The sequence below is a fragment of the Kitasatospora sp. NPDC005748 genome, from assembly GCF_040630735.1.
GTDB lineage: Bacteria > Actinomycetota > Actinomycetes > Streptomycetales > Streptomycetaceae > Kitasatospora.
This window is the reverse complement of sequence record NZ_JBEXYD010000002.1, coordinates 63,383-87,156: the sequence shown is the minus strand read 5'-3', so window position 1 is coordinate 87,156 and position 23,774 is coordinate 63,383. Positions and strand designations below refer to the sequence as shown.

Genomic DNA, 23,774 nt, shown 5'->3' with positions numbered 1-23,774 from the left:
GCCCGGATCTGACGGGCAGTGCCAGAGTCAGGCTAAGTTCATACGTCATCAAATGCGACATTTGCGATAGAGCGTGTCGACATTTACTGACGAATCATCCGTAGCCGATCTGACGCGCAGGCACATGAGCGGATGGTCGGAGCGGTTCAGCGTCGTCGGGCGCCGGGGCCTCGGGCGAAGACCCGGCGGGTGATCAGGCCGACCCCGGTGAGCAGCAGCAGGAGACCTGCGAGCCCAGCGCGCCAGCCCTCCGACCGGGAGTGGTCGGACGCGGGTTGCGCCTGCGTCGCCCCGCTCTCCGGGGAGGGCTCCGCGGACTGCTCGGCCGGGGGTGCGGCCAGAGCCCGGGAGGTCTCGGGCGAGACCTGCCCGGCGTGCACCGCCGGCGCGACCCCGGCGGTCGGGGTGGCGGTGGCGGCGGCTGTGGGGACGGCCGCGGTGGGGGCGGTCGACGGGGCGGCCGGCGTGGCTGGAGTTGCCGAAGCGGCCGGTGAGGTCGGCGGCGCCGGGGCTGCCGGGATGGCCGTGCCGGTCGCACCGGAGGCGGACGCCCCGGCACTCGGGCTCGGGGCCGGTCCGGCGCTCGGGCTCGCACTCGCACTGGCCGGGGGCACCGTCCCGGCGGCGGGCGGGACGACGATCGGCAGCAACCCGGGCAGGACGGGCTCCGGGACGGCCTCGGTGGCGGAGGCGGTCGGGGCAGCGGGGACGGACGGGCTCGGCGGGGCGGGCACCGACGGCGAGACCGTCGGCACGGGCACGGCGGGGGCCGTCGCCGCAGGCCGGTCGGCCGACGGCGAGACGGCGGGCCCGGGCGGTGTGGGAGCCGCCGCCGGAGCCGGAGCCGCCGCGGACGCGGACGGCGCCACCACGGCGGGCGCGGAGGACGGCACCACCGGCGACGGCACCGCGACCGCCGGCCCCGACGCCAAGGGAACGGACGGCGAGGGAGCGGATGGTGAGGGAGCGGACGGTGACGGCGCGGACGGTGACGGCGCGCCGGGCACCGGAACCGCCGGGGCGGTCGACGCCGCCGCAGGGGTGGACGCCGGTGCCGAGGGCGACGGCGAGGCCACCGAAGGGGACGGCGTCCCCGGCGCGGGCGGGACGGCCGCCGCGACCCGGACGGTGACCGCGTCCGCCGCCGTCCCGTTGCCCGCCAGGTCGGTCGCCGTGACGACCAGCCACTGCTCGCCGTCCGTCAGGTCACGGTTGGCCGCGCAGGTCCAGCTGCCGTCGACGGCGGCGGTGGCACCGCAGGCCACGATCCGCTCCGCCGAGGCCGAGCTGCCGGCCCGGGCGGTGACGATCACCCGGGCCCCAGGCTCGGCCCGGCCGCCCAGCTTCGGGCGCGCCACCCGGACCGTCTCGCCCGCCGTCGGCGTGGTCAGCACCGGCCGGTCCGGCGGCACGGTGTCGACGAACAGCGTGAAGACCTGGCCCGGCGTCCGGTTCCCGGCGGCGTCGACGGCGTTCGGCGTCAGCTGGTGGCGCCCGTCCGGCAGGTTCTCCACCGGCAGGCAGGACCACCCGCCGTCGGACCGCACCGCCGTGCTGCACAGCTCGCCGCCCGCACCGCCGCCGGCGGCGCCTCGTGCCCCGGGCGGCCGGTCGGTGACCGAGACGGTGCTGCCCGGCTCCCCCGTGCCGGTCAGCTGGAGGCCGGGGTCGTTGGTGTATTCGGGGAGGGTGAGCACGGGAGCCGTGGGCGGAGCGGTCTTCACGGTGACCCGGACCGGATCGCCGCGCAGCACCAGCCCGCCACTGGTGGTCTCGACCGGGGTGAGGGTGTGCGCGCCCGCGGTCAGCGGCCCGCTCGGCCGGCAGGACCAGTCACCGCCCTTCTCGACCCGGGTCTTGCAGACCACCGCCTCCCCGTCGCGCACCTCGACCGTCGCTCCGGCCACCGCCCCCTCACCGCGCACCTGCGGGCGGGCGTCCGCGACGACGGTGCCGTCGATCGGGGTGGCGATCTCCGGCCGGGCGGCGCCGACCGTCAACCTGATCCGCTGGTCCGAGACCTGGCCTGAGTCGGCGAAGCCGCCGGCCGACACCAACTGGGCCGCGTCGCGGCCGATCCGCAGCCGGGCCCAGGTCTCCCCCGACGACGCGTTCGCGGGGACGGTCCACTCCAGGGTCGCGCTGTCCGCCGTGGCCGGGACCTCGGTCTGCACCCGCTCGGCGGGGTCGAACCGGCCATTGCGGTCGAAGTCGACCCAGCCGGCCAGGGTGGCGGGGGCGCCACCCACCGCGACCGGGACGGTGACCCGGTAGTACCGGCCGATCGCGGCCTCGGCCGGATAGCCGACGGCCGGGTCGCCGCCCTGGTACTCGCCGCGCCCGGGCTGGAGCCGGGGCGGTGCCGGGCTGGAGAAGACGCTGCGCCGGCCGGCGCCGTGGTCGAGCTGGACCAGCGGCTCGCCGGCCGCGTCCGTGCCCCCGGCCGGGGTGGCGGGCGGCACCAGCGGGGTCGTGCCGGTGGTGGCGGCCCGCCGGCCGAGCCGGGCGGCGCCGCCGGCGTCCGCTCCGAGGAAGAGGTCGGAGAGCAGGTGGGAGGCGTTGTCGTAGCCCTGCGGGGCGGTGCCGACGCCCTCGTCCAGGGTGACGGTGTAGGCCTGGAGGAGCGGCGCCGGCGCGGGCGCGGCGGTGGAGCCGGCCCGGGCGGTGGAGCGCTGCTCGACCCGGAAGACGGCGGTGCGGAAGGTCCCGGCCAGCTCCAGGCTGCCCTCGGCGGCGGATCCGGCGTCGGCGGCGCCGCCCGCGCCGGCGGGGGCCAGGCTGTTGCCGTCGACCGTCCAGCCCGGCCAGTCGGTCCGGTTGACCAGGGCGGGTGCGCCTGGTGAGCCACCGGTGAGCGACAGACGCGAGACGGTGCCGGTGGCCCCGCCCTTTCCGGTGGCGACGGCGGAGAGTCCACTGACGTGCAGGCGGGGATTGCGGACCGGCCGGGAAAAGGCGATGCCGAGTGTTCCGACCGTGCGCCAGGAACCGTCCGTCTGCGGACGGTTGTCGGTGATCCGGAAGGTCTGCGCGGGATCTCCGGGCCGCAGTCCGTCCGCATAGAGGGCGGCCGCCCGACCGCCGCCGAACCGCTCGGCCAATTCCCCCGGCTCGGCCGCGACGTCGAATCCCGGGGCGGCGGAGAAATCGATGTGGACGGTGAGGCCGGAGGGAAGGACGGCACCCCGGTCCCCCGACCAGGTGTCGGGGGACTGCTGGGCGGCGGAGGTGGGCGGGTTCCAGCCGATCAGCAGCGCGGCCGCCAGAGCCGCCGAGGCACCGGCCGCCACCAGACGCGGCCGCCGCATTCCTCCCGTCCGGTACGCGGGCCGGGCCGGGGCCGGGGCGGACAGGGCGGCATCGCGGGGGGACTGTCGGCTCATCCGGCTCTCCTTCGGTATCGGCTGCCGGGGTGGCCGGGCAGTCTGGGCACAAGATCTGACAAAACGGAATCACGATCCTGGGCCGGTCATACTGCGACACCTGCGCTATCGGCCGGGTCCCACCCGTTCGGCGGTCATCCGACCGACAGGAAAGGATGTACCCGAAGGGAGTGGATTTCATCCATTAGCGGCGAATCGCGGGGAATCCGGGGGATTCCGATCGGGCGCCGCGGACCGGTACCTGACCGTGCGTCGAGCGCTCCCGTTGCGCATCACCGGTGCGAACGATCAGCGCGAACGATCAGCGCGAACGATCGGTGCGCTCGGCGGAGCCGGCGCCCGCACCTATCCACGCCGCCAGCGACTTCGCGACCGTTCGACCACGGGGCCGGCTTCGCCGGGGGGCTCCACCGGCAGCCGTCCGAGCCCGGCCGTGGCGCCCTCGGCCCGGCCGCCCGGAACCCGGAAACCGGAACCCGGAGCCCGGAGCCCGCAGTCCGGCCGCGGCGGACGGCCGGGCGATTCGGAGCCGGGCCGAGCGCCCGGGCCGCGCGGGGACCGACGGCCGACACGCGCCCGGAAAACGGAGAAGCCCCCGGCCGGTGGCCGGGGGCTTCTCGCTGGTGCGCTCAGCAGGATTCGAACCTGCAACCTCTTGATCCGTAGTCAAGTGCTCTATCCGTTGAGCTATGAGCGCAAGTGCCGGGCGGAACCCGGTCTTGCGAAGGTTTGGTGCGCTCAGCAGGATTCGAACCTGCAACCTCTTGATCCGTAGTCAAGTGCTCTATCCGTTGAGCTATGAGCGCTCGCCCTGGTGAACGTGCCAGCGGGGCGTTGCGGGGACAACATTACATGACCTGCGACGCGGGGCGAAATCGATTGATCCGGGCCCCGGAACGACCGGGCGGCGGCCCGATCCCCCGGCCCTCCGCGACCGGGCGCGCTCGGCGTCCGGCCCGGCCCCGACCGGGCCCCGGACATGCGAGAAGCCCCGCCGACGTGATCGTCGACGGGGCTCCCGGCTGGCGGAGGCTGAGGGATTTGAACCCTCGATGGGCTTTAAGACCCAAACCGCATTAGCAGTGCGGCGCCATAGACCGGACTAGGCGAAGCCTCCCCACATGGATCGCGCCCGCGTGGCGGACTCGCTCCGTGTGCCAGTGATGATGCCACAACCCGAGGGCCCGGCACCAACCACCGCCAACGTTACTAGGCGGGTCGTCCCCGCCGCAAAGAAGAATGAGATACTGCCTTCTCCGGAGGAGCTGCCCTGAGCCGAGGAGACCTGTCGACGTGAGCAGCAGGCCGATCCGAGGCGCTGCTCGCCTCGCCGCCATACTCGACGCCCTGCCCGACGCGTTGTTGCTGGTGAACAGCAACGGCACGGTCGTCGATGCCAACAGCGCAGCGGTCCAGGCGCTCCAGACACCCGGCACCTCACTGGTCGGCATGGGCGTACTGGACCTGCTGCCGGAGTTCGACCCGAGCCGGATCCCCGGCTCGATGCGGCCGAAACCGCGCGAGGACGACGCCCTCGACCGCCCGGTCCGGATGACCGCCCGCCGTACCGACGGCAGCACGTTCCCGGTCGAGGTCTCGGGCAACGACTTCGCCGACGACGGCGCGAGCGAGGGGCGGGGCTACGCGCTCTCCCCGCTCGTCCCCTACGACCCGTACCACGAGGGCTCCCGGCCCTCCGGCAGCGACCTGCTCCTGCTGCTGGTCCGCGACCTCTCCAGCCGGCTCGGCGTCGAGGCGGAGCTGCGCCGTCAACACAAGCAGACCGAGATGATCCTGCGGGCCGCCGCCGAGGGCGTGCTGGGCGTGGACCTCGAAGGCCGCTGCGTGCTGGTCAACCCGGCCGCCGCGCACATCCTGGAGTACCGGGCGAGCGAGCTGGGCGGGCGTGAGCTGCACCCGCTGATCCAGCACTCCCGGGCCGACGGCACCCCGCTGGCGCTGGAGGAGTCCGCGCTGCTGGACACCCTGACCTCCGGGCGCAAGCACCGGGTGCGCGGCACCGTGCTCTGGCGCAAGGACGGCCGTCCGGTCACCGTCGACCTCACCACCGCCCCGGTGCGCGACGGCGACCAGCTCGTCGGCGCGGTGATGACCTTCACCGACCGCAGCCGCGAGCTGGCCCTCGTCGCCCGCAACGAACACCTCACCGCCGTCCTGGAGAGCGAGCTGGGCGGCGCCCTGACCGCGCTGCACCGGCGGATCGACGCGCTCGCCGCCGACCCGGCCGGCCAGCTCTGGCCGGAGGCCAACTGGACGCTGCGACGGCTGGCCGACGAGTGCCGGCGGTTCGGCAAGCTGATCGACGGCGTCCTGGCCCACCAGCGTTCCGAGGCCGAGAACGCGGCCGGCGGCCCGGCCGACGACAAGGACGGCGCGAGGCCCGCCGCCGACCGGGTGCCGGTCGGCCTGGACAAGGTGATCCGCAAGGCCGTCGAGCACGCGGGCGAGCTGGTCGGCGCGGGTCGGGTGCGGTTCTCCGTGCACGCCGCCGCCGTCGAGGTGATCGCCGACCGGGAGCGGCTCGCCCAGGCGCTGGCCCACCTGGTCGCCGACGTCAGCGGGGTGGCGCTCTCGCTCGACGCCCCGCCCGCCGTCGGCTCCCCCGGGCTGAACCCCGCCGGGACGGCCGCGCCGGCCCCGGCCGAGGGCGACGCCCCGATGGTGGTGCTCGCGGCCGCCCAGCGCGGCGACGTCGCCCGGGTGGAGATCCGCGGCCCCGGACGCGGCGGCAGCCCCGTCCACCTGCCGATAGCCCGCACGGTGGTCGAGCGCCACGGCGGCGTGCTCCAGCCGCACGAGCTGCCCGGCAAGGCCGGCACCACGTACGTCGTCGAGCTGCCGCTGGACCCGGTCGCGGCGAAGGCCGCCGCCGAACGCGCCTCGGCCGAGGGCCGGTCGGACCGGCCCAAGGAGAGCGACAGCGCGGTGCTGCCCGACCTGCCGGGCATCCCGCAGCTGCCCGCGGCCCGGCGCCCCGAGGACGACACCGAGAAGGCACCGGCCGACGGCCCGGCACCCGCCGGGGCGTCCGACCCGGCGCCCGGACCGGAGCAGGCCGTGAACGAGGAGCCGGCGCAGCCGCCGGTGGCCGAGCGGCGCGGGCGCCGGGGCCGGCCGGCGGCCGAACCCGAGGCCGTGCCCGAGGCCGACGCGGCGGCCGCCGCCGACCGTTGGCCGAACGCCCCGGCACGGGTCGAGCGGGCCGTCCCCGAGCAGTGGAACGGCACCGGCAACGACCCCGCGTACGGGCGCCAGGGCGTGGGCGCCACCACCGCCCAGCCGAGCGACCCGTGGGGCAAGGACGACGGCCGGTCCGGCACGGCGTACGCGGTGCCGGTCGACGGCCTCCCGGAGGAGCCCGCCGCGGCCGCTCCGGCGGCGCCGCGCGGCCCGTTCGCGCTCGGGCCCGGCACCGCACCCGCCGACCCCGCCCCACCGGCTCCGGCCGACACCCCCGCCGCCGGTACGCCGGCCGGCGGCACCCCGGCGACCGGCGTACCGGTCGGCCCGGCCGCGGGCGTTCCGGCCGGTGCCGAGGCCTTCGGCCGGCCAGGCGCGGAGGGCGACGGCGCGGAGGATCCGAAGCCGCCCCGGCGGCGCCGCGCGCTGCCGGCCAACGAGGACTCGTCCGGCGGGTTCGCGCTGCCCGGCATGCCCGAGTCCGCCCCGGTCTACCCCGGCCTGGAGCACGCGCTGCCCGCCGGTCCCGCGCCGGCCCCGCCCCAGCCGCCCGCCGCCCCGCCCACCGGCCGGCGCCGCCGGCTGGCCGTTCCGCCCGGCCCCGACACCGAGGCCCGGGAGGCCGCCGCGCAGCCGCCGTCGGCGCACGGATCGGCCGAGGGCGCTCCCGGCGCCCTGGAGCTCGCCCGGCCCGCGCTGCCCGCCGCCGGCTCGGACGGACCGGCCACGACCGGCCCGGACGGCCCGCAGCCGGTCGGCACCGGCCTGGCCGAGCTCGCTCCGCCGCGCCCGCTCGGCGCCCCCGGTGCTCCGGGCGGCTCCGGTACGGGCGTTCCGGCCGGACCGGCCGAGGCCTTCCAGGCCGCCCCGGCCGCCGCACCGCAGCTGCCCGCCGCGCCCGAGGCCAGGACGGCGCCGCGTCCGATGGCCGAACTGCCCGCCGCCGGTCACGACGACCCCGTCGAGCACCCCGCACGCCCCGTCCCGGCCGGGGACGGCGGCCCGCGCCGGCTGCTGGTCTGGCCCGAGCCGGACCCGGCCACCCGGCAGGCCCTGCAGGACCGCGGCTACCGGCCGGTGATCGTCCGCTCCCGCGAAGAGGTGGACGCCCAGATCGCCGGTTTCCCCGCCGCGCTCTTCGTCGACCCGCTGACCGGCCCGATCACCCGGACCGCCCTGCAGTCGCTGCGCACCGCCGCCCTCAACAGCAGGGTCCCGGTCCTGGTCACCGCGGGCCTCGGCCAGGCCACCCGGGACGCCGCGTACGGCGCCGACCCCGCCGTGCTGCTGCGCGCCCTCGCCCCCCGCGACGGCGAGAACCACGCCCCCCGGGTGCTGCTGGTCGAGGGCGATCCGGACATCGCCGCCGCCATGATCAGCAGCCTGGAGCGGCGCGGCATGCACGTCGAGCACGCGGTGGACGAGACCGACGCCGTCGCCCGCGCCAGCAGCGTGCAGCCGAACCTGGTGGTGATGGACCTCTTCCAGATCCGCCGCCGCCGGGTCGGCCTGCTGGACTGGCTGCGCACCAACGACCGGCTGCACCGCACCCCGCTGGTCGTCTACACCTCGGTCGACCTCGACCCGCGGGAACTGCCCCGGCTGCGCACCGGCGAGACGGTGCTGTTCCTCGCCGAGCGCTCCACCAGCGCCGACGTCCAGTCCCGGATCGTCGACCTGCTCGGGCGGATCGGCGCGATGGGCGAGGCGGGCGTCGCGGCCGCCGGCTGACACGACCGGGGGCCGGCCACCCGTGGTGGCCGGCCCCCGGACCCGGCTGTTCCCGCCGCTGTCCGCTACTCCTTGCCGAGCACCGTGACGTCCAGCTCGTCGGCCGCGTAGCCGGCCCGGATGACCTTCTTGTCGAACTTGCCGACCGAGGTCTTCGGCACCGCGTCGACGATCGCCCAGCGCTCCGGCAGCTGCCAGGAGGCGATCCGCTCGGCCAGGAACGCGCGCAGCTCCCGCAGTCCGGCCGTGGCGCCCGGCCGCAGCACCACGGTGGCCAGCGGGCGCTCACCCCACTTCTCGTCCGGGACGGCGACCACGGCGGCTTCGGCCACCTCCGGGTGGGCCATCAGGTGGTTCTCCAGGTCCACCGAGGAGATCCACTCGCCGCCGGACTTGATGACGTCCTTGGCGCGGTCGGTCAGGGTCAGGTAGCCGTCCGGGGTGATGGTGCCCACATCGCCGGTGCGCAGCCAGCCGTCCTCGGAGAACTTGTCGTCGGGGCGCTCCGGGTCGTGGCCGGCGCCGCCGTAGTACGCGCCGGCGATCCACGGCCCGCGCACCTCCAACTCGCCCGCCGAGACGCCGTCGTGCGGCATCCGCTCGCCGCCCGGACCGGTCAGCCGGGCCTCGACGGAGGCCGGGAAGACGCCCTGGGTGACCCGGTACGGCCACTCCTCCTCGGGGGTGAGGCCGCCGGGGGCCTGGGCGAAGGCGCCGAGCGGCGAGGTCTCGGTCATCCCCCAGGCGTGCACGACCCGGATGCCGTGCCGCTCGTCGAAGGCCTTCATCAGGGCGGGCGGGCAGGCGGAGCCGCCGATGACCACCATGCGCAGGCTGGAGGTGTCGTAGTCGCCCGCGTCCAGCTCGTCGAGCAGACCGCTCCAGATCGTCGGCACCGCGGCGCTCACCGTGGGCCGCACCCGGGCGATCATCTCGGCCAGCGGCTTCGGCTGGAGGAAGCGGTCCGGCATCAGCATGCCGGCACCGGACATGAAGGCGCCGTGCGGGATGCCCCAGGCGTTGACGTGGAACATCGGGACGACCGGCAGCGCGATGTCGCGCGGGGTGAAGGCGAAGTTGTCGCCGGTGTTGACCTGGAGGGCGTGCAGGTAGACCGAGCGGTGGCTGTAGAGCACGCCCTTCGGGTCACCGGTGGTGCCGGAGGTGTAGCAGAGCACGGCGGCCTGGCGCTCGTCGATGTCGGTCCGCCACGGGAACGTGGTGGGCCGTCCGGCGATCAGGTCCTCGTAGTCGTGCACGGCGCCGGTGAAACCGGCCAGCACGGACCGGTCCCCGGGGCCGCTGACCACGATGTGCTTGAGGGTGGGGGCGAGTTCCGGCAGGACGGCCGCCAACAGCGGGAGCACGGTGCCGTTGACGATGATCACGCGGTCGGCGGCGTGGTTGACGATGAACGACAGCTGGCCCGGCGGGAGCCGCAGGTTGAGCGTGTGCAGCACCGCTCCCATGGACGGCGCCGCGAGGTACGCCTCCAGGTGCTCGGCGTTGTTCCACATCAGCGTGGCCACCCGGTCGTCCCCGGTCACCCCGAGCTCGTCCCGCAGCGCGTGGGCGAGCCGCGCGGCGCGCGCGCCGACCTCCGCGTACGTCCGGACGACCGGGCCGGTGCCGTCCCAGGTCGTGACGGTCGACCGCCCGTGGATGGTCGACCCGTGCTCCAGGATCCTGGCGACGGTGAGCGGGACGTCCTGCATCGTGCTGAACACGGGTCCTCCTTGACCGGGCGGCACTGCGGCGGCGACTGCGACGGTCACCGGACGGCTACTGGGCGGTAATAGCGGCAGTCGAGCCCGATTGTGCCTCTCCACCTGCCCGCTGTCAGCATTCCGGCACCGTTGCACGGGTCACGGATTCGCCGCGTCGGCCGGGGGCGGCGTCCTCGGGCCGCGTCGGCCGTGGGCGGGGTCCTCGGGCCGTGCCCGCCGCCCGTGACGCTACGGGGCCAGTCCGTCCCGCTCGCGCTCGCGGGCCAGGGCCGCCAGGTCGTCGAAGGTCCGCAGCAGGACGGCCCGCCGCTCCTCCTTGTGCCCGGGGGCGGGCTCCAGCCCGTCGATGCTCTGCTCCCAGACCGCCATGAAGTCCGCCTTCCAGCCCTCGATCGTGGCCGCGGCGGGCAGACCGGCGCCGACGTAGTGGCGGGAGGCGATCAGGTGGAGCAGTTCGAGGTTGCACGGGACGGCCGTGCCCCAGTACTCGTCCGCCTCCAGCTCGACCCGGTCACCGGCCATCGCCTGCTCGACCTCGCCGATCAGCCGGGCCGTGAACTCGCCGAGGTGATCGGCGGCCGCGTCGCTGTCGAAGTTGCCGCTGCCCCAGGTGCCCATGAGTCCTCCGTGATCGGGTCGATCGGTCAGCCCTGTTGTAGCGGGCCGCACTGACACTGCCGCGGCCGGTCGCACCGACAGCGGCACGCGATACTGGGCGGCATGAGCGACAGTCATGACGATCGCCGGGTACAGCCCGAGCCGGCCGGGTTCCGCGTGCCGTGCCCGTGCTGTTCCGACGGGGTGCGGACACGGGCGCGGCTGGGCGTCCGGGCCGACCGCTCGGGTACCGGGCACATCCCGGAGACCTGCCGGGACTGCGACGGGCGCGGCTGGCTCTCCCTCGGCCTCCGGGACTGAGGCGCGCCCGCCGGCCCGAGCCGCGGAACCGCACCGGGTGGCCGGGCGGGGCCGGCGGGTGAGCCGTACCCGCGCGGGGGGGGCGAGGGCAGCGACCGGTCAGACCTGCCGGTCGGGGCGGTACAGGCGGACGCAGACCCCGGGGTCCGGCAGGTAGGCCGGGTCCAGGACGTACCCCTGCTCGGCGGCGACCCGCAGGACGTGCTGGGCGCCCGCGCCGCGATAGGTCGCGAGGTTGACCCGGATCCGCCGGGGCGCCTCGGCGCCCTTGCCGTTGCCCGGGCGGACCTCGCGCGCGACGATGCGGCGGACGTGGCGGTCCCAGGCGGCGGCGCTGCCCGTGAACTCCGCCCGGAAGGCGCGCGGCCCGACCGCCCAGCGGGCGCCCCAGCGGTCCCAGTAGTCGGGCTCGGGGTGCTTCACCCAGAAGGCCAGCAGGCTGAGCACCCCGCAGACGGGGACGTAGGCGATCTGCAGCACGAGCATGAACGGCAGCAGGAACGCGGACCGGCCCGGCCGGGCGCCCCACGGCGTGCCCGGGGCGGCCGGCGGATCCTGCGGGCCGGGTGCGGACACCCGGGGCGGGGCGGGGTACCGGCGGCTCAGCCGGACACGCGCCAGGTCGCCGCCGGCGGGCACGCCCTGCCAGCCGTAGCGCTCCGCGAGCCGGACCACCCCGGCCGCGCCCAGCCCCCGGTAGAGGCGGACCGCCAGCTTGACCCCGACGGTGCGGCCGAAGTCGGCCTCGACGTCGCCGTCACCGGCGGCGTACCCCGCCTCGGCGAGCCGGATCCGGCGCTCCAGGATCGGGCCGACGTACCGCTCCCAGTCCTCCGGGCGGCCGGTGAGCTCGGCCTTGAGGCGGCGCGGCGGGACGAAGGTGCGGTTGACCTTCAGCCAGGAGTCGGACTCGGGGCCGGACGGGCCGCTGGCACCGGTCCAGAGCAGGATCGCGAACAGGGCGACCAGGGCGGCGATCCAGACCGGTGCGTAGATCCACTGGAGGGTGAACTGCAGCAGCACGGCGATCCGGCTGCGGCGCGGCCGGGGGCCGGGGAAGCCGCCGTCGAAGGACGCGGCGGCGGGTGCGGCGAGCCCGGCGGGCGCTGGTTGCGGTGGGAGCGGCTGGGCGTACGGGTTCGGCCCGGCGTACGGCTGGGGCTGGGGCTGGGGGTACGACTGGGGGTGCCCGTACGGGCCGGCGGCCGGGCTGTACGGCTGCGGGTACGGCTGCGGCTGCGGGTACGGCTGCGGCTGCGGCTGCGGCTGCGGCTGGGCGTACGGGTTCGGGCCGCTCTGCGGGTACGGCCCGGGCGGTGGGATCGCGCCCTGCCCACCCGCTCCGGCGTAGTGCCCCTGACCCTCCGACATGCCCGTCCCCCTCCGTGCGGCCGATCGACGGGACACCCTATCCGGCCCGGGTGCCCGGCCCGTCAGCCCGCCAGCGGCGCGTCCACCTGGTTGCGGTCGACGGTGAGCGTGGCGCCGCCGTACGTCTCCGTCACGTTGCCCCGGTACTGGTGGACGCGCTGGCGGTCGGCCCAGAGGTCGGAGGTGAGGGCGCCACTGTCGGCGGTGTCCGCGTGGTCGTCCCAGCGGGCGTACCAGAGCGTGTCGGGCAGCGGGGAGCTGCCCGCGCGGGCGGCCGCGGCGAGGTCGGCGACGCCGGAGTCGAGGCTGGAGTAGAAGCCGGACCGGTAGCCGACCGCGTGCAGCCCCTGGGTCCAGCCGAGCGCGAAGTCGACGACGGCCTGGCCACAGGCCGGGTCCTGCATCGGGTACGACTCGATGTCCAGGAACACCGGGCTGCCCTTGCCGAGTCCGACGGCCGTGAGGCCGCGGACCGCCTCGGCCGCTTCGGCCCGCCCCTGCTGGGCCGCGCGGGCCGGGTCGATCCGCTGCGGCTTGCCCTTGAGTTCGCTGCACGGCGCCTGCAGCCCGACGTGGACGGGGAGGAATCGCCAGCCCATCGCCCGCGCCTGGCGGACCCAGTCGGCGGTGAGCCCCGGCTGCGCGCAGCCGCGCTGGGACCCGCTGGTGTAGATGCCGACCGCGCCGTAGGGCGAGGTGCCGCGCCAGGCCCGGAGGGTGTCGAGCGGGGGTGCGGTGCAGGCGTCGAAGGCCGCGCCGCTGTAGAGGTCGCGGACCCGCTGGGCGGGCGGGCCGGACCGGTCGGGCAGGACGGTGGCCCGGATGCGGGGTGCCGCGGCGGCCACCGGAGCGGTCGCCCCGGCGCTCACGCCTGCCCCGTCGATCGCGAGCAGGAGCACGAGGGAGGCGGCGGCCAGGGCCGCGGGGCGGAGATAGCGCACCCCGCCTTGATACTGACGGGCCATCGGGCGAATACGGCAACCGCGCCGCACGCTCTCGCGAAGCTCACCCTTTCGGACGCACCCGTCCGCATCCGTCCGCATTTTGGTAACGAGCTTGCCCCCAAGTCACTCCTTACGGCAAACTCGCGACTATGCCCACGTCCCACACCGGCCAAACCACCTCCCCGACGCCGGCCGCCGCCGTCGCCGAGGCCCTTGCCATGCCGCCCGCCCCCAAGGGCGAGCCCGCCGGCGAGCGCGGTGGTTGGCGACGAGGCGGGGCCCCGGGCCAAGGGCTGTCACCGGGCAGGCGACCCGCCGAGCCGTCCGGCCGGCGGTACTCGAAGCTCGTGCGGCGCCCGGAGCGAATCCCGGCGCCGTTCCTGTGTCTGGCCGCGATGTTCCTGGTGCAGCTCGGCATCGCGCTGTCCAAGCCGCTCTTCGACCCGCTCGGGGTGAGCGGCACGACCTTCCTGCGGCTCGGGTTCGCGGCGGTGATCCTGCTCGCCGTCACCCGCCCCAGGCTGCGGGGCCGGCGGCCGCGCGACCTCGCCGCCGCCGGTCTGCTCGGGGTGGCGTCCGCCGGGATGACGCTCCTCTTCGCCGGAGCGATCGACCGGCTGCCGATGGGCACCGCCGCGACGATCGAGTTCCTCGGCCCGCTCGCGGTCGCGCTGATCTTCGCCCGCCGGACCAGCCATCTGGTCTGGGCGCTGCTCGCGGCCGGCGGAGTGGCCCTGCTGACGCTGCTCGGCGAGGGCGGCGGCGGATCGTCGCTCGACCCGGTCGGCCTGGCCTACGCCTTCGGCGCGGCCGCCTGCTACGCGGCGTACATCCTGTTCACGGACAAGGTCGGCGCCGCGTTCCAGGGGTTCCAGGGGCTGGCGGTGTCGATGACGGTCGGCGCCCTGACCCTGGCGCCGTTCGGACTCGGCCAGGCCTGGAACGGGCTGACCGCGCCCGGTGCCTCGCCGCTGACCCTGCTGCTCGCGGTGGCCGGGGTCTCGCTGCTGCTGCCGGTGATCCCGTACGCGCTGGAGATGACCGCGCTGCGACGGATGCCGCAGCGGGTGTTCAGCGTCCTGGTCAGCCTGGAGCCGGCGGTCAGCGCGCTGGTCGGCCTGGTGGTGCTGGGCCAGCTGCTCGGCGCGGTGCAGCTGGCCGGTATCGGCTGCGTGGTGGCCGCCAGCGTGGGGGCCACGCTCACCGGGCGGCGATGACGGGGGGCGGAGTGACGGGGCAGCCTCCTGCACGGAGGGGCCCCGTCGGGCGTCCGTTACGGCCAGAGCAGGGTCCGCGACCACTCCGGGGTGCGGACCGGGCCCGTCCGGGTGTAGCGCAGCCGGACGTGGCGGCGGTTGGCGTCGCCCTGCCAGTACTCCACCTCGTGCGCCCAGAGCGTGTAGACGGCGTGCCCGGCCGCGACGGTGTCCGGAGTCGTCTCCAGCCGGCGGCGGGCGACCGCCTCCGCCTCGTCGTACTCGGCCAGCGAGGCCAGCGGCTCACTCTGCCGGCCGACCAGCGCACCGACCCGGGCGGCCGGGGAGCGGGTGGCGAACTCGGCGGCCGCGACCTGGTCGGCGGCCCGCTCGACCGTGCCGCGGACCCGGACCTGACGGCCCAGCGGCGGCCAGTAGAGGGTGAGCGCGGCGGCCGGGTGATCGGCGAGCTGGCGGCCCTTGGGGCTGTCCGCGGCGGCCGAGAAGACCCAGCCGGTGCCGGAGGCGTCGACATCGCGCAGCACCAGCACCCGGGCGTCCGGCAGACCGTCGGCGTCCACCGTGGAGAGCGTGGCCACCTGCGGGTCCAGCACACCGGCCGCGAGCGCGGTCGCCAGCCACTCGGCGAAGAGCAGGCCGGGCTCGGCCGGTGCCGACTCGGCGTCGAAGGACGGCAGCGGGCGGGCCATCGGCGGGCGGCCGAGCAACAGCTCGGGTACGGACCTGGGCGCGGGCCTCGGCTCGGGCCTCGATTCCGATCCCGGGGCAGGCCTGGCCTCGCCCGGGCCGCTCAGGCCCTCCTCCTCCGCTGCCATCGCGCCCTTCCTTCCGGTTGCCGCGGACGCAGCCCCTCGCCGGCGGGGCCGTCGGGGCCCCGGGCGCGCGGTGCGCTGTCGGAGCGCAACCGTACCGCCGACGGGTGACCGCTCGGTGCGCGCCCTCGTCGGGAGCGGGCGTAGGGACCGGCGCGAGCCGGCCGCAGGCGGCTTCCGGCGCGCATGGGTGGCGGCCGCGCTCCGTCCGGCGCTCCGGGGCACGGCGCTCCGGGGCACGGCGCTCCGGGGCCGCGCCTTCCGGGCTGGGTGCGTGAACGCACTCGTGGGCGGTGCCGATCGACGGCACCGCCCACGAGGCCGGCTTGCGGTGACCCTTTCCGCTACCCGGTTCCCTGCATCGAGTTGTCTCACTTCGAGCCCCACCGCGAGCGCTCGACCCACTCGCGGTCACCCACCTCCGGCGCCCCCGCCGGCGGTGGCACCCGTTCCCGTCAGTTGAAGACCGGTGCAAAGACGATGTTGACGTTCTTGTTGGACTGACCGGCCAGGATGGTGCCCGAGTTGTCCTTCACCGCGAGGGTGTTGGCCTGGTTCGAGGCACCGGACCCGGTGGCCGTCTGCTGGGTGGACACGTAGTTGCCGTCGACGGAGCCGAAGACGTTGCCCGTGCCGACGTTGGACACCACCCCACTGTTGGAACCGTCGTTGGCCAGCGCGCCGTTGTCGGCGGCGGCGGCGCCGGCGCCCGCCAGCAGCAGACCGGCCGCAAGCGGGGCCGCGACCAGCAGACCGGCCAGCCGGCGGTGGCGAGTGCGAACCATGAGAGCCTCCAAGAAAGCTGTAAATCGTGCATTGTGTGCGGGAGTTCGTCGGCCAGACGAACCCCTGCGGGCTGCGACGCCGAGAGACAGACTTCCGCAACAAATCGACAAAGCACCACCTAGCGCCCCCGTTTTCGCCCGTTAGCGTGATATCCAGGGCGACAGTGAATAACGAGCGCTCCAGCGGACAGTGCGCCGACACACCGGCACTCACCTGGCATTTCGCCCGAACGGTGGCGCCTGGCGCGACGTTTGGGAGCGGCGCGCAGGGAGCACACGAAGAACCAGGCGCACCACCCTGGCGCACGACATAGGCGAACGCGCCCCCTTTGCGGAGGGCCATTCGACCTTGTCGATATATCCAGCCATCCTGCGACTATCCCACCATCCTACTTAGCTCATGGGAATGCGGCGGCCGAAGGCCCTGGAAAGACGCTCAGGGCTGATTATCAGACCGCCTTGCCGGGGTTGAGAATGCCCAGCGGATCGAAGACCGCCTTCAGCTGCTGCTGCAGTTCCAGCGCCACCGGCCCCAGCTCGCGTGCCAGCCACTCCCGCTTCAGCAGCCCGACCCCGTGCTCCCCGGTGATCGTGCCGCCCAACTCCAGCCCCAGCGCCATGATCTCGTCGAAGGAACGCTGCGCCCGGGCCGACTCCTCCGGATCGTCCGCGTCGAAGATGACGATCGGATGGGTGTTGCCGTCGCCCGCGTGGCTGACCACCCCGATGGTCAGCGCGTGCCGCTCGGCGATCGCGGCGACGCCGTTCAGCATCTCGGCCAGCCGCGAGCGCGGCACCGCCACGTCGTCGATCATCGTGGTCCCCAGCCGGTCCATCGCGGGCAGGGCCAGCCGGCGTGCCTGCAGCAGCAGTTCGGACTCCGCCTGGTCCTCGGCCGGCACCACCTCGGTCGCGCCCGCCGCCCGGCAGATCGCGCCCACCACCGCGAGCTCGGCCGCCGGGTCCGGCCCGTCGAAGGCCACCAGCAGCAGGGCCTGGGTCGACTCCGGCAGCCCCATCTGCCCCAGCTCGTTGACCGCCCGCACGGAGACCATGTCCATCAGCTCCATCAACGACGGCGTGAGGCCGCGCGCCATCACCTCGCAGACCGCCGCGCCCGCCGTGTCCGCGCTCGGGAACTCCGCGGCCAGCGCCAACTGCGGTGCCGGAGCGGGCCGCAACGCCACCACGGCGCCCACCACCACGCCCAGCGTGCCCTCCGAACCGACCAGCAGCCTGGTCAGGTCGTAGCCCGCCACCCCCTTGGCCGTCCGACGACCGGTGGACAGCAGCCGCCCGTCCGCCAGCACCACGTCGAGGCCCAGCACGTACTCACTGGTCACGCCGTACTTGACGCAGCAGAGCCCGCCCGCGCCGGTACCGATGTTGCCCCCGATGGTGCAGGACTCCCAGCTGGACGGGTCCGGCGGGTAGGCCAGCCCCACCTCTCCGGCCGCCCTGGAAAGTTCCGCGTTCACCACGCCCGGCTCCACCACCGCGATCCGGTTCACCGGATCGACCTCCAGGATGCGGTTCATCTTCACCATCGACAGCACGATGCAGCCGTCCACCGCGTTGGCCGCGCCGGAGAGCCCGGTCCGGGCGCCCTGCGGCACCACCGGTACGCGCAGCTCGGTGGCGGTCCGCAGGACGTGCTGCACCTGCTCGACCGTCTCCGGGAAGACCACCACAGCGGGGTTGCCGGCCGCGCAGAAGCCCGCCATGTCGTGGCTGTAGGCGGCCATCACGTCCGGGTCCACCACCAGGGCCCCACCCGGGAGCCCCGTCGCCAGTCGGTCCGTCAGATCACTCATCGCCGCCTCCGATCGCCGCCCGGCACACGCCGCCCCGGCCTCACGCCGCCGGTCGTACGCGGTCGCGCCGCACGCCGCCGAGTCGTAGGAGATCGAGCCGTACGCCGCCCATCGCCTCTGCCCGCACTCTGCCCCGCCACCGCACGACCGGCAAGTACGCCGCTCCGGCCCACCCCTGTCCGGTTCTCGGCCCTCGGTCCACGAAGCGACGGCGCGGGCCGCGGCTCAGACCCGGCGCAGTGCGGGGGACGCCCAGGCCGCCAGCCCCGCCCCGCCGGCGGCGAGCGCGCAGAGCGTCGTCGGCCACCTGGCGCCGGCCACCTCGGCGAGGAGACCGAGCAGTCCGGTGGACAGCACCAGCGCCGCACTCTGGACCAGCGTCAACAGAGCCTGGACCCGGGCGAGATGGCCGACCGGGGCACCGCGGAGCACCAGCGGTCCGAGGTGGCAGGCGAACAGCCCCGACCCCGCCCCGGCCAGCACGCTGCCCGCCACCGCCGTGGCCGGTGCGGACGCCCAGGCCAGCACCGCGGTCCCCACCGAGGCCACGCAGAGCCCGGCCGCCGCCCCGGCTCCTGCCCTGCGCAGGCCGCCCCGCCAGGAGACCAGCCCCGCCACCGCGAGCACCCCGGCCCCCTGTCCACCGGCCGACAGCCCGGCCGACCAGGCGCCCCAGCCGTGGGCCCGGGCGAGCAGCGGCGCGAGGAGCGGGACCACCGGCAGCAGCGCCCCGGCCGCGGCACCGGTGAGCAGCAGCGCGGCGCGCAGCAGCGGATCCGCCAGGGCCAGCCGGACCCCGGCCGCCGCCTCGCGCAGCAGCCCCGGCGCGGACGGTCCGCACCCCGCCGCCTCCCGGTCGGTCGGCCGCGCCGCCGCCGGCTCCACCGGCCGGATCCTCAGTAGCACCAGGAGGAGCACCCCGAAACTCGCCGCGTCCCCCAGGGCCGCCCCCGGCAGGCCGCCCGCCGCGACCAGGACACCGCCGAGCGGTGCGCCCAGCAGGGCGGCGGTCTGCCCGCCGGCCTGCCGCAGCGCGAGGGCCCGCGGCAGCTGCGCCGCGCCCACCAGACGGCAGGGCATCGATCCGCTCGCCGGGAGGTAGAACGCGTCGACGGTGCCGATCACGGCAGCCGCCAGGAGCAGCAGCCGGAGCGGCGTGCCCCAGACAGCCGCGGCGGCCGCGAGGGCCAGGGCGGCGACCAGCATCACCGCGTCCCCGGCGAGCATCACCCGGCGGGCACCGAACCGGTCCGCCACCGCGCCGCCCAGCAGGACCAGGACGGTGCGGGGCAGCGTGATCGCGGTCAGCACCAGGCCTGCCGCGCCCCCGCCGTGCGCGGAGGCCGCCCAGCCCAGGGCGAGGTACAGCGCGGCGTCGCCGAGCAGACCGGCCTGGGTGCCGGCCAGCCAGAGCAGGTACGGGCCCGGGAGCGCGGCCCGGGCGGGTGGGTCGGCGGGCGTGGTGCCGGTGTCCGTCGCGGGTGGGTCGGCGGGCGTGGTGCCGGTGTCGGTGGCCATGGCCGCCGACCGTAGGGGCCTCGACCAGGTCGAGGGCAAGGCCGCCGACGGCCCCGCCGCGCCCGCTCCCCTCCCCTCCCCTCCCCTCCTCGCCTGGCTACAGGCGGACCACCGGCTCCTGGAACTCCGTCACCCAGTCCGCCGGCGCGTCCGGACACTCCAGGTACAGCTCCCTCGCGTAGCCCGTGGAGCGGTAGCCGTTCTCGTCGATGAACCGGGCCAGCGTCTGGAAGGCGCCCAGCGCGTCGTCCATCGACCCCCGGTGCACGATGGTCGCCGCCTCCGGGATCTCCGGCAGGTCGACCACCTCGAAGCCGTGCTCCGCAGCGCCTGAGACCGTCGCCCCGACCGGCACCGCCACCCGGATCAGCACCGCGCCGTCCCCCTCCGGGATGTCCTCGTAGCGGGCCACGGACGGCCCGGCCTCCGCCACCCCGGCCTCCGCCAGCCGTCGGCAGAGCTCCTGGAACAGCGGCCCGATCACCGGTCCGATGTCCTCCGGCTCGTAGCCGGCCGCGACGGCGCTCAGCTCCGCCACCCGGACCGACGGCACCCGCTTCACCACGACGTCCTGTGCAGGCATGGTTCCCTCGCTCTCGATCGTCCGGAGCCTCGCCTCGACCCGGGCCAGCCGCTGGGCGTCCGCCGCCATCGCGGCGGCCAGTTCGGCCTGCCGCAGACGCAGCATCCCGCGCAGCTCGGCCGCGTCCACCCGCTCGTCCAGGACAGCCCGCACCTGCTGCAGGGTGAAGCCGAGGTCCTTGAGGGCGATGACGCGGTTGAGCCGGGCGAGCTGGGCGGCCTCGTAGGAGCGGTAGCCGCTGACCGGGTCGACCCGGGCCGGGTGCAGCAACCCGATCGCGTCGTAGTGGCGCAGCATCCGGACCGACACCCGGCCGTGCTTGGCGAAGTCTCCGATGTTGAACATGATGCCTCCAGTGCAGAGCCTCACACCGTGTCATGGTCAAGCACCGGCGCCCACGGCCGGGTCGGGCACCCCGGCCCGGCCGTCCGGCCGTCCGCGCGACAGTCCGTCCGCCCGTCAGTCCGTCACGTCGAACCCCCGCCGCTGCCCCAGCTCCCGCAGACTCCGCTGACCGGGGATGCCGTTGGCGTCCGAGCCCGCGTAGCCGAGGCTGCGCTGGAAGGCCGCGTACGCCTGCACCGTCGTGCTGCCCAGCGAGCCGTCCACCCAGCGCTGCTCCAGGAACCCTTCGTCGACCAGCGCCTGTTCGACGATCCGGACCTCGCCGCCGTAGGTCTGGTGGCCCTGCTCGGCGCCCGGGTCGGTCCGGGCCGCCGCGACGACGTGGGCCAGCGAGACGCGGCGCGGCGAGGGCAGCCGGCCGAGCAGCCGGCGCAGCGACTGCTCGCCCGGGACGCCGTCCGCGTCACTGCCCGAGTACCCCAGACTGCGCTGGTAGTCCTGGTAGTTGAGGGTGTCTGCGTCCCGCCAGTCCTCGTCCGGACCGGTCGTGTAGTGCGCACCGTGCCCGGCCGCCACCAGCGCCTCGCCCACCTCGCGGACCTGCGGCCCGTGCGCGCCGTAGCCGTACTCCAGGCCGTTGATCGTCACCCGCCGGCGGACCGGCGCGGTGTCGGACCGGGGCGGCGGCGGCAACGGACCGCCGCCCGCGGCGGCGGCGATCCCGGGCAGCACGACGTCGTAGAACTGCCGCACCCGGGCGTCCCCGGGGCACGACGTACCGCCGTCCGACCACTCCGGGAAGAGCCGGTGGAAGCCGAAGCCCGGGTCCTTCGCGCTCCGGCAGGCCCGCACTGGGATCCCGTGCCGCCCGTGCAGCCAGACTCCGAGCGCGACGAGGGCGGCGACCTGCGCGTCCGTCCACGGATCGGTGTTCTGGTCGTTGCTGGCCGACTCGACGCTCACCGCCCCCGTGCCGTCCGCCCTGCGGTTGGCCCTCATGTTGGCGTCCGCCCGGGTCTCCGTCCCGATGAACTGACCCACACTGCCGTCGTATCCGACCCCGAAGTGCGACTCCAGATTGGTCGAGTCCCGCCAGTACTCGTAGATTCGGCGCGGCGCCCACGGCGCCGCGATGCTGTGGAAGATCACCTGCGTCGGCACGATCGCCGGCTGGTCGTCCGACTCGGGCTGAAGCTCCAGCTTCTCAGCGCCGGGGTACCAGGCCATCAGTCTCTCCTCGCCGGGCCCAGGGCAGTCCGCCCCTTACGCCCGACACACGAACCCCTCACCCCCTCACGAGCACACCCCCACCCCAAACCCCCCGTTCAGGTGAATTCCACCCCCGGAAACGCAGAAGGCGGGTGCCGACTCGACGTCGGCACCCGCCCTGAGCAGGTGGTTCTCCAACCAGCGGAGAGCGTGGGATTCGAACCCACGGTGCGGGGTCACCGCACGACAGTTTTCAAGACTGTTCCCTTAGGCCGCTCGGGCAGCTCTCCAGGCGGAGGTCAGCCTAACGGGTCCGGCGGGGTTCGGTGCACCGGTTTCGGGGTGGGGGTCAGTCGCCCACGCGCTCGGCGAGGGTGACCTTGGTGGTGCTGGTCTGGCCGTTGCGGGTGTACTCGACGTCGACGGTCTCGCCGGGCTTGTGCGTCCAGATCTTGCTGACCAGGGCCGGGCCGTTCTCGATCGGGCTGCCGCCGAGCTTGGTGATGACGTCGCCGGGCTTGAGGCCGGCCTTGTCGGCGGCGCCGCCGGGGGTGACGGCCGGGGTGCCCTGGATGTCGCGGGTCTGGATCTGCGCGCCGTCGCCCTTGTAGTCGTCGTTGCGCAGGACGTCCAGCTTGGCGTAGACCGGCTTGCCGGTCTTGATCAGCGTCTCGGCGACCCACTTGGCCTGGTTGATCGGGATGGCGAAGCCCAGGCCGATGCTGCCGGCCCGGCCGTTGGCCGAGGCGTTGGACTGGATCGCGGAGTTGATGCCCATCACCGCGCCGCCGGCGTCCAGCAGCGGGCCGCCGGAGTTGCCGGGGTTGATGGAGGCGTCGGTCTGCAGCGCGTTCATGTACGAGGACTGCGCGCCGGTCTCGTCGCCGGAGGCGACCGGGCGGTCCTTGGCGCTGATGATGCCGGTGGTGACGGTGGACTCCAGGCCGTACGGCGCGCCGATGGCGATCGTGGAGTCACCGACGTTGACCTTGTCGGAGTCGGCCAGCGGAAGCGGCGTCAGCTTGTCCTTGGGCGGGTTGTCGAGCTTCACCACGGCGACGTCGTAGCCCTCGGCGCGGCCGAGCACCGAGGCGCTGTAGGAGGTGCCGTCGGCGAACTTGACGGTCAGTTTGCCGCCGTTGGAGGCGGGCGCGACGACGTGGTTGTTGGTGAGGATGTGGCCCTCGGTGTCGAAGACGAAACCGGTACCGGTGCCGGACTCGCCGTTGCCCTGCGCCTTGATGGTGACGACGCTGGGCAGCGCCTTCTGCGCGATGCCGGCCACCGAGCCGGGGGCGGGCTCGTTCTTCTGGGTGCTGGCCTGGACGGTGGTGCTCCGGTGGTCGTCCGCCGCGCTGATGCCGTTGTCGTTGCGGTCCGCGACGGCGACGCCGAGCGCCCCGCCCGCCACACCGGCGACCAGGGCGACGGCGGCGATCAGCGCGATCAGCCCGCCGCGCTTCTTGCGCGGGCCGCCGGGCCCGGGGGTGCCGGGGTACTCGGCCGGGTAGCCGAGCGGCCCGCCGGGGTAGCCCGGGCCGCCGGGGGCGGCGGGGCCACCGGGCGGGGCCTCGTGGCCGCCCCAGCCGCCGAGCGGCTGGCCGGCGCCGAACGGGTGGTGCGGCGCCGGCGCGGCCGGAGCCCCGTACGGGTCGTGGGACGCCGCCGCGACCGGGGCGCCCGGTGTGGCGTACGGGTTGGTGACCGGCGCGGCCACCGGGGCGGCCGGCGCGGCCGGGGCCGGCGGCAGGACGGGCGGAGGTGCGTCGATGTACCGGGCCTCGGCGGCCGGAGCCGCCACCGGCTCGGCGGGCACGGCGGGCGCCGGGTCCGGGGCGCCGACCTTGCTGAACGCCAGCGTCGGCGTGAACCCGCCGGACGCGGGCGCGGCCGGAGCGGCGGGCGCCCCGGCGCCGGTGTCCGTCACGGTCCGGTCCGCCTCGGGCGCCGCCTGGACGGGACCGGGCGCCACCTGCGCCCGACCGTCAGGAGCGGGACCCACTACCCCCTGGCCGTCGGAGGGCTGCTCCCCCTGTGGCCCGGTGGGCCCAACCTCGCGCTCGGTGCTCACGGACGACCTCCATAGCTGACAGGACCAACAACCATAGTTTTTCGCACACTCGATTCGATTGCCGTAAGGACCCCTCTGAAGAAGTCATAAGAATCCTTAGCCCGGCCCGACAACGGCCCCCAGGCAGGCCCCCGCGACGGCCCCC

General features: G+C 75.3%; 15 protein-coding genes and 4 tRNA genes. 3 read left to right on the top strand and 16 right to left on the bottom strand.

Going from position 1 to position 23,774, the window contains the following annotated elements; all coding sequences use genetic code 11:
* Positions 1-146 precede the first annotated feature (146 nt).
* From ABZ495_RS01795 to ABZ495_RS01780, 4 genes are all read right to left on the bottom strand, one after another.
* Positions 147-3,383: an Ig-like domain-containing protein gene (locus tag ABZ495_RS01795; RefSeq protein ID WP_359833950.1), complete on the bottom strand. Its 3,237-nt coding sequence runs from the start codon at positions 3,381-3,383 to the stop codon at positions 147-149.
* A 621-nt stretch (positions 3,384-4,004) separates the two neighbouring features.
* Positions 4,005-4,080: transfer RNA gene (locus tag ABZ495_RS01790), tRNA-Arg, on the bottom strand.
* Between the two features lie 33 nt (positions 4,081-4,113).
* Positions 4,114-4,189 (bottom strand) — tRNA-Arg (locus ABZ495_RS01785).
* Positions 4,190-4,406: 217 nt separating this feature from the next.
* Positions 4,407-4,500: transfer RNA gene (locus ABZ495_RS01780), tRNA-Ser, on the bottom strand.
* A 176-nt stretch (positions 4,501-4,676) separates the two neighbouring features.
* On the opposite strand from ABZ495_RS01780, the gene ABZ495_RS01775 reads away from it, so the two are divergent.
* Positions 4,677-8,315: a PAS domain-containing protein gene (locus ABZ495_RS01775; protein ID WP_359833949.1), complete on the top strand. Its 3,639-nt coding sequence runs from the start codon at positions 4,677-4,679 to the stop codon at positions 8,313-8,315.
* A gap of 65 nt (positions 8,316-8,380) precedes the next feature.
* Here the strand turns inward: ABZ495_RS01775 and ABZ495_RS01770 are convergent, their stop codons facing one another.
* Together ABZ495_RS01770 and ABZ495_RS01765 are read right to left on the bottom strand one after the other, a co-directional pair.
* Entirely contained in the window at positions 8,381-10,042 is a 1,662-nt protein-coding gene (locus ABZ495_RS01770; RefSeq protein ID WP_359804069.1) for a long-chain fatty acid--CoA ligase, read from the bottom strand.
* Positions 10,043-10,270: 228 nt separating this feature from the next.
* Positions 10,271-10,660 carry a DUF4259 domain-containing protein gene (locus tag ABZ495_RS01765; protein WP_359804068.1) on the bottom strand — a complete coding sequence of 130 codons (390 nt, stop codon included), beginning with the start codon at positions 10,658-10,660 and terminating at the stop codon, positions 10,271-10,273.
* 102 nt (positions 10,661-10,762) lie between these two features.
* Between ABZ495_RS01765 and ABZ495_RS01760 the strand changes: the two genes are divergently transcribed.
* Complete coding sequence (locus tag ABZ495_RS01760; protein WP_329488661.1) at positions 10,763-10,960, top strand: hypothetical protein; 198 nt, start codon at positions 10,763-10,765, stop codon at positions 10,958-10,960.
* 99 nt (positions 10,961-11,059) lie between these two features.
* Here the strand turns inward: ABZ495_RS01760 and ABZ495_RS01755 are convergent, their stop codons facing one another.
* Both ABZ495_RS01755 and ABZ495_RS01750 read right to left on the bottom strand, forming a co-directional pair.
* Positions 11,060-12,331, bottom strand: coding sequence for a hypothetical protein (locus tag ABZ495_RS01755; RefSeq protein WP_359833948.1), 1,272 nt, complete (start codon positions 12,329-12,331; stop codon positions 11,060-11,062).
* A 62-nt stretch (positions 12,332-12,393) separates the two neighbouring features.
* On the bottom strand, positions 12,394-13,272 hold the full coding sequence (locus tag ABZ495_RS01750) for a DUF1906 domain-containing protein (RefSeq protein WP_359833947.1): 879 nt from the start codon (positions 13,270-13,272) through the stop codon (positions 12,394-12,396).
* 152 nt (positions 13,273-13,424) lie between these two features.
* Between ABZ495_RS01750 and ABZ495_RS01745 the strand changes: the two genes are divergently transcribed.
* Entirely contained in the window at positions 13,425-14,492 is a 1,068-nt protein-coding gene (locus ABZ495_RS01745; RefSeq protein WP_359833946.1) for an EamA family transporter, read from the top strand.
* 56 nt (positions 14,493-14,548) lie between these two features.
* On the opposite strand, the gene ABZ495_RS01740 is transcribed toward ABZ495_RS01745, so the two are convergent.
* From ABZ495_RS01740 to ABZ495_RS01705, 8 genes are all read right to left on the bottom strand, one after another.
* Positions 14,549-15,307, bottom strand: coding sequence for a pyridoxal 5'-phosphate synthase (locus ABZ495_RS01740; RefSeq protein WP_359833945.1), 759 nt, complete (start codon positions 15,305-15,307; stop codon positions 14,549-14,551).
* Between the two features lie 452 nt (positions 15,308-15,759).
* On the bottom strand, positions 15,760-16,089 hold the full coding sequence (locus tag ABZ495_RS01735) for a hypothetical protein (protein ID WP_359833943.1): 330 nt from the start codon (positions 16,087-16,089) through the stop codon (positions 15,760-15,762).
* A gap of 449 nt (positions 16,090-16,538) precedes the next feature.
* Positions 16,539-17,903: an FAD-linked oxidase C-terminal domain-containing protein gene (locus tag ABZ495_RS01730; RefSeq protein ID WP_359833941.1), complete on the bottom strand. Its 1,365-nt coding sequence runs from the start codon at positions 17,901-17,903 to the stop codon at positions 16,539-16,541.
* 225 nt (positions 17,904-18,128) lie between these two features.
* Complete coding sequence (locus ABZ495_RS01725) at positions 18,129-19,421, bottom strand: MFS transporter (protein ID WP_359833940.1); 1,293 nt, start codon at positions 19,419-19,421, stop codon at positions 18,129-18,131.
* 97 nt (positions 19,422-19,518) lie between these two features.
* Complete coding sequence (locus tag ABZ495_RS01720) at positions 19,519-20,349, bottom strand: MerR family transcriptional regulator (protein ID WP_359833939.1); 831 nt, start codon at positions 20,347-20,349, stop codon at positions 19,519-19,521.
* Positions 20,350-20,463: 114 nt separating this feature from the next.
* On the bottom strand, positions 20,464-21,576 hold the full coding sequence (locus ABZ495_RS01715) for a peptidoglycan-binding protein (protein WP_359833938.1): 1,113 nt from the start codon (positions 21,574-21,576) through the stop codon (positions 20,464-20,466).
* A gap of 184 nt (positions 21,577-21,760) precedes the next feature.
* A tRNA-Ser gene (locus ABZ495_RS01710) sits at positions 21,761-21,848 on the bottom strand.
* A 59-nt stretch (positions 21,849-21,907) separates the two neighbouring features.
* The gene (locus tag ABZ495_RS01705; RefSeq protein ID WP_359833936.1) at positions 21,908-23,485 is read right to left on the bottom strand and encodes a trypsin-like peptidase domain-containing protein; all 1,578 of its coding nucleotides are present in this window, start codon (positions 23,483-23,485) and stop codon (positions 21,908-21,910) included.
* Between the last annotated feature and the right edge of the window lie 289 nt (positions 23,486-23,774).